The sequence below is a fragment of the Streptomyces hirsutus genome (assembly GCF_001418415.1).
GTDB classification, from domain to species: domain Bacteria; phylum Actinomycetota; class Actinomycetes; order Streptomycetales; family Streptomycetaceae; genus Streptomyces; species Streptomyces hirsutus.
This window is the reverse complement of record NZ_LIQT01000502.1, coordinates 1-4,487: the sequence shown is the minus strand read 5'-3', so window position 1 is coordinate 4,487 and position 4,487 is coordinate 1. Positions and strand designations below refer to the sequence as shown.

5 protein-coding genes are annotated in these 4,487 nt (G+C 68.2%); 2 read left to right on the top strand and 3 right to left on the bottom strand.

Annotated features, from left to right (window positions below):
* Positions 1 to 40 precede the first annotated feature (40 nt).
* The 3 genes from AOK11_RS32490 to AOK11_RS32480 all read right to left on the bottom strand — a co-directional run bounded on the left by AOK11_RS32490 (position 41) and on the right by AOK11_RS32480 (position 2,998).
* Positions 41 to 1,474: a family 43 glycosylhydrolase gene (locus tag AOK11_RS32490; RefSeq protein ID WP_055597273.1), complete on the bottom strand. Its 1,434-nt coding sequence runs from the start codon at positions 1,472 to 1,474 to the stop codon at positions 41 to 43.
* Positions 1,456 to 2,436, bottom strand: a complete 981-nt coding sequence (locus AOK11_RS32485; protein ID WP_055597272.1) for an arabinan endo-1,5-alpha-L-arabinosidase — start codon at positions 2,434 to 2,436, stop codon at positions 1,456 to 1,458. The genes AOK11_RS32490 and AOK11_RS32485 overlap by 19 nt, the downstream gene beginning before the upstream one ends.
* A gap of 94 nt (positions 2,437 to 2,530) precedes the next feature.
* Positions 2,531 to 2,998: an ATP-binding protein gene (locus AOK11_RS32480; RefSeq protein ID WP_055597271.1), complete on the bottom strand. Its 468-nt coding sequence runs from the start codon at positions 2,996 to 2,998 to the stop codon at positions 2,531 to 2,533.
* A gap of 130 nt (positions 2,999 to 3,128) precedes the next feature.
* Here AOK11_RS32480 and AOK11_RS32475 point away from each other — a divergent pair, with 130 nt between their 5' ends.
* Both AOK11_RS32475 and AOK11_RS32470 read left to right on the top strand, forming a co-directional pair.
* Positions 3,129 to 3,986 carry a helix-turn-helix domain-containing protein gene (locus AOK11_RS32475; protein ID WP_055597270.1) on the top strand — a complete coding sequence of 286 codons (858 nt, stop codon included), beginning with the start codon at positions 3,129 to 3,131 and terminating at the stop codon, positions 3,984 to 3,986.
* Positions 3,983 to 4,225, top strand: coding sequence for a DUF397 domain-containing protein (locus AOK11_RS32470; RefSeq protein ID WP_055597269.1), 243 nt, complete (start codon positions 3,983 to 3,985; stop codon positions 4,223 to 4,225). The genes AOK11_RS32475 and AOK11_RS32470 overlap by 4 nt, the downstream gene beginning before the upstream one ends.
* Positions 4,226 to 4,487 lie beyond the last annotated feature (262 nt).

Below are 4,487 nucleotides of genomic sequence, written 5' to 3'. Positions count from 1 at the left end.
ACCGCGAAGGCACCCCGACGCACCCGAGGTCCCGGGCCGGTCAGACCGGGTTGAGCCGCCACTGCTGGCAGGCGTTGTTCAGCCAGGTCCACTGCCGTACGTCGGCCGAGTCCGCGGTGGAGCAGTCGGCGACGTCGGCGACCTTGCCGGTGGCCTGGTTGAGGATCCGGACATGGCCGCCGTCGGTGGCGACGAACCGGAACCGCTGGCAGGTGTTGTTCAGCCACGACCACTGGCGCAGGTCGGCCCCGTCGGCGGCGGAGCAGTTCTCGGTGTCCAGCACCTTGCCGGTGGAGACGTTGAGCAGCCGGTGCGTGTCGTCGCCGAGGTCCTCCAGCCGCCAGCGCTGGTGGGCGCCGCCGTTGCAGGCGTACTGCTGCACGTTGGCCCCGTCGGCGCTCGAGCCTCCGGCGACTTCCAGGCACTTGCCGCTGTTGCGGTTGGTGAGGGTGTAGGTGGCGGCGACGGCCGAGGGCTCGCCCGAAGGTCCGGTCTGGCTCGCCCCGAGCCGTACGGGCGTACCGAGGTTCGGTGAGCCGTCGGAGTTCCAGGTGAACTTCTGTGCCCGTGCGGTGCGCCCGTTGTCGCAGCCGTCGGAGGTGGAGTCGTTGGCGTGGTAGACGATCCAGCTCTCGCTCCCGTCCGGCGAGGTGAAGAACCCGTTGTGCCCCGGCCCGTACACGCCGTTGCCGTCGCTGCGCTGGAAGACGGGCGTGGGCTTCTTGGTCCAGGACGACGCGGAGGTGGGGTCGGAGCCGGTGAGGGAGAGCTGCCCGAGTTTGTAGTCGGGGGTCCAGCAGCCGCTGGCGGAGTAGATGAGGAAGGTCCGCCCGCCCCGCTGCAGGATCTCCGGCCCCTCGTTGACGGTCCCGCCCTGGCGTTCCCAGTCGTGGGTGGGCGTGGAGACGGCGGAGAAGGAGGAGCTCACCGTGTACGGGTTGGACATGCGGGCGGCGACGACGTTCTGCGTCCCGTTGTGGGTGCTGCCGAACAGGTACAGCTGCCCGTTGATGGTGGCGACGGTCGGGTCCAGCATCCAGGAGGAGTTGAGCTGCCCCTTGTAGGTGTACGGCCCCAGGGGGTCGGATCCGGTGCTCTCCAGGACGTGGCTGCGCTGGGTGGGGTTGTAGTCGGAGACGTTCTGCCCCGCGACGTAGTACAGGTACCAGCGGCCGTTGAGGTAGTGCAGTTCGGGTGCCCAGATGTTGCAGCACCGGGAGGCCGCGTCGCCCTGCCACACCTGCACGCTGGGCGCGGTGTTCAGCCCGGCGAGGGTGGCCGACCTGCGGATGGTGATGACGTCGGTCCAGGACGTGCTGATCAGGTAGTAGTCGCCCCCGTGACGGACGATCCAGGGGTCGGCGCCCTTCTGGGCCTTGACGGGGTTGCCGAACGAGGCCGCCTGCGCGGAGGACTGCCCGAGCGACAGGGCGAGCAGCAGCGCAGCCAGCAGGGTCAGTAGGCGACGGGCCATCCGCTGCTCCAGTTCAGGAGGTTGATGCCGAGCTTGGGGGTGCCGTTGTCGTTGGCGTCGTAGTAGTGGTAGACGATCAGGTCACCGTCGACGTCGTTCATGATCGACTGTCCGCCGGGGCCGACGATGCTGCCGTGCGACTCCAGCACGGGCGTCCCGCCGTTGCTCATCATCGAGACGCCGTTCTTGTCGCGGTACGGCCCGGTGATGCTGGTGGCGCGGCCGACCTTGACCTTGTAGGTGGAGCTGGTGCCGGCGCAGCAGGTGTCGTAGGACGCGAACAGGTAGTAGTACCCGCTCCGTTTGACGATGAAGGGCGCCTCGACGGCCTTGGTCCCGGTGGGCCGGGAGGCGAGGGAGTAGCGGGTGGTGTTGCTCGAGAGCTGCTTCCCGCTGGACGGGTTGATCTGGATCATCTTGATCCCGGTCCACCAACTGCCGAAGGAAAGCCACCACTTGCCGTCGTCGTCGACGAAGAGGTTGGGGTCGATGGCGTTGTAGTCGCTGGAGGAGCTGGACGTGTGGACGGTGCCCTGGTCGGTCCAGCTCCCCGGCTGCCCGGTGCTGGAGGTGGCGAGCCCGATGGCGGAGGTGTTGGAGCCGAACGACGAGACGGAGTAGTACATCAGGTACTTGCCGCCGCGGTAGGAGATGTCGGGCGCCCACGCCTCCGGGACGGAGGAGTAGGTCCGCCACCAGCTCGGGCGCGAGGAGAAGGCGTCCGCCCCGGCGCTGAAGGCGGTGCGGTCGCTCGACGTCTTGTTGCTGATGCCGCCGCCGGTCGCGTACAGCAGGTACTGTCCCGACGACGTCCGCATCATCGACGGGTCGTGGGTGACGACGGAGCCGGTGACCCGGCCGGGGTTGGGGTACGCCGACGCGGTGCTCGGCATGAGGGCGAGCAGGGCGGCGGTGGGGAGAGCGAGGAGGACGGTGCGTTTGCGGAGGAAGCTGCGGCGCATGCGGGTCTCCTTGCGGTGGGGGCCAGAGCGTGTCCGTGATGTCGAACAACGATCGCAAGTTCGAACGGGACCGTAGAATCGAACCACTTGCGCGTCAATGACCCTCGCAGCCCCAATCGACGCCCACCTCGGCGCGAACCGTCTTCCCGGGCGGCTCCCGGTCCATCACCTCCCACCGGTCGGCGAGCACCTCGACGAGCAGGAGTCCGCGACCACGCTCTTCGAGAGGGCCCGGAGTGCCCACACCCCCGAAGGCGGGCGGGTACGGCGGCCCGGTACGCGTATCGGTCACCTCGACGCGGACGCCGGCGGCGAGGCGAGTGAGCGTCAACTCGAAGTCCCGCCCCGGCACGCGTCCGTGCGTCACGGCATTGGCGGCGACGAGCTCGCCGACGATCAGCGCGAGGGCGTCGGAGACGTCCGTGCCGTACGGGACACCCCAGGCGTGCAGTTGCTGCACGGCGAGGTGCCGGGCGAGCCGGGCGCCACGCGGGGTGGAGCTGAACCGCTGGGTGAACACACGTACGGTAACCGGCTCTTGCTGTGCGGGCTGTGCGGTCATGCGCCCAATCTGGCGCACCCGATAGACACTTCTCCAGGTGAGAGCCGCGTACGCTGCACCGGCGTACACGGTGACGGAATGGACAGTACCGGTGACCACCCGTGACGATGATTGCGGAAGGTGACCGACAGTGGTCGATGAGGGTGCGGCGGGAACGGGCGGAACGACGGGCGCCGGTGGTGAGCCGGAGTCGTCGGACAGTCTGCGGACGTTCGGCGCGGTGGTCCAGGGGCTGCGGGAGCACGCGGGGCTGAGCCGGGAGGAGTTCGGCGCGCTGGTGCGCTACTCCAAGCACACGGTGGCATCGGTGGAGTTGGGCAGACGCATGCCGGACGCCGCGTTCGTGGAACGCGCGGAGGAGGCACTGGGCAACACGGGCGCACTACGGAGAGCGGCGGGGTGCCTGGCCCGGCAGCCGGGGCTGGCGACATGGTTCCGACAGTGGGCGCGACTGGAGCAGGTGGCGATCACGCTGTACACGTACGAGTGCCGGATGGTGCCGGGGTTGTTGCAGACGGAGGCGTATGCGAGAGCCATGGCTGTCGACCACCTGCCACCGCTGAACGATACGCAGATCAATGAGCGTTGGGCAGCCAGGGCCGACCGACAGGGACTGTTGCGAAGTCAGCCGAACACTGCGTTCAGTTTCATCATCGAAGAGCACACATTTCTACGGCGCACAGGCGGCAAGGACGTCACACGTGAGCTCATCACGCACGCACTGGAGGTCGCCCAGTTGCGCAACGTCGAGTTGCAGATCATGCCGCTCGTCCGGGAGTCGCACACCGGTCTGCAAGGCCCGCTACAGCTGCTCGAGACACCAGAGAACAGTTGGTACGCATACCTGGAAGGTCAGGAGAGCGGCCAACTGATCGCCGACCGAAAAGTCGCCAGCGTGCTCCAGAGGAGGTATGCCAGGATGCGTGCACAGGCTCTGCCCCTCGAAGACTCCGTGAGCCTGTTGCAGCGGATGCGAGGAGACCTATGAGCACCGGCGAGCTGACCTGGTTCAAGTCGACGTACAGCAGCAGTGCTTCCGGGGACTGCGTCGAAGTCGCCCTCTCCTGGCACACATCCAGCTATAGCAGTGGTGGCGACGGCGACTGCGTAGAGGTCGCGGCCTGCCCCGCCACCGTCCACGTCCGCGACTCCAAGAACCACCGGGGCCCGCGGCTCGCCCTCTCCCCCACCGCCTGGACCGGCTTCCTCACGCACTTCACGAAGTGACCGCCGACGAGCCGGAGCGACGGGCACACTCATACCTCGCAGGGAGGCCGGTCGGTCCCGGCGGCCCCCGGCCGAAGCACCCTCAGACCCCGCCCACCGCGGTCCAGTGGCCGCGGGCCCAGCAGATCGTGAAGCTTCGACACCTCCATGATCCACAAGGGGCCGCGTCCGCTTGCTTCCCGCTCTCCCGCCCCACCGATCACCGCGAACCGGGACAACCCGCCCGAATTCCGGGGTCCTGCTAGGGCCTGTGTGATGTTGT

Coding starts and splice junctions, on each gene's coding strand:
- AOK11_RS32490 (WP_055597273.1), bottom strand. CDS start 1,474: ATGGCCCGTCGCCTACTGACCCTGCTGGCTGCGCTGCTGCTCGCCCTG.
- AOK11_RS32485 (WP_055597272.1), bottom strand. CDS start 2,436: ATGCGCCGCAGCTTCCTCCGCAAACGCACCGTCCTCCTCGCTCTCCCC.
- AOK11_RS32480 (WP_055597271.1), bottom strand. CDS start 2,998: ATGACCGCACAGCCCGCACAGCAAGAGCCGGTTACCGTACGTGTGTTC.
- AOK11_RS32470 (WP_055597269.1), top strand. CDS start 3,983: ATGAGCACCGGCGAGCTGACCTGGTTCAAGTCGACGTACAGCAGCAGT.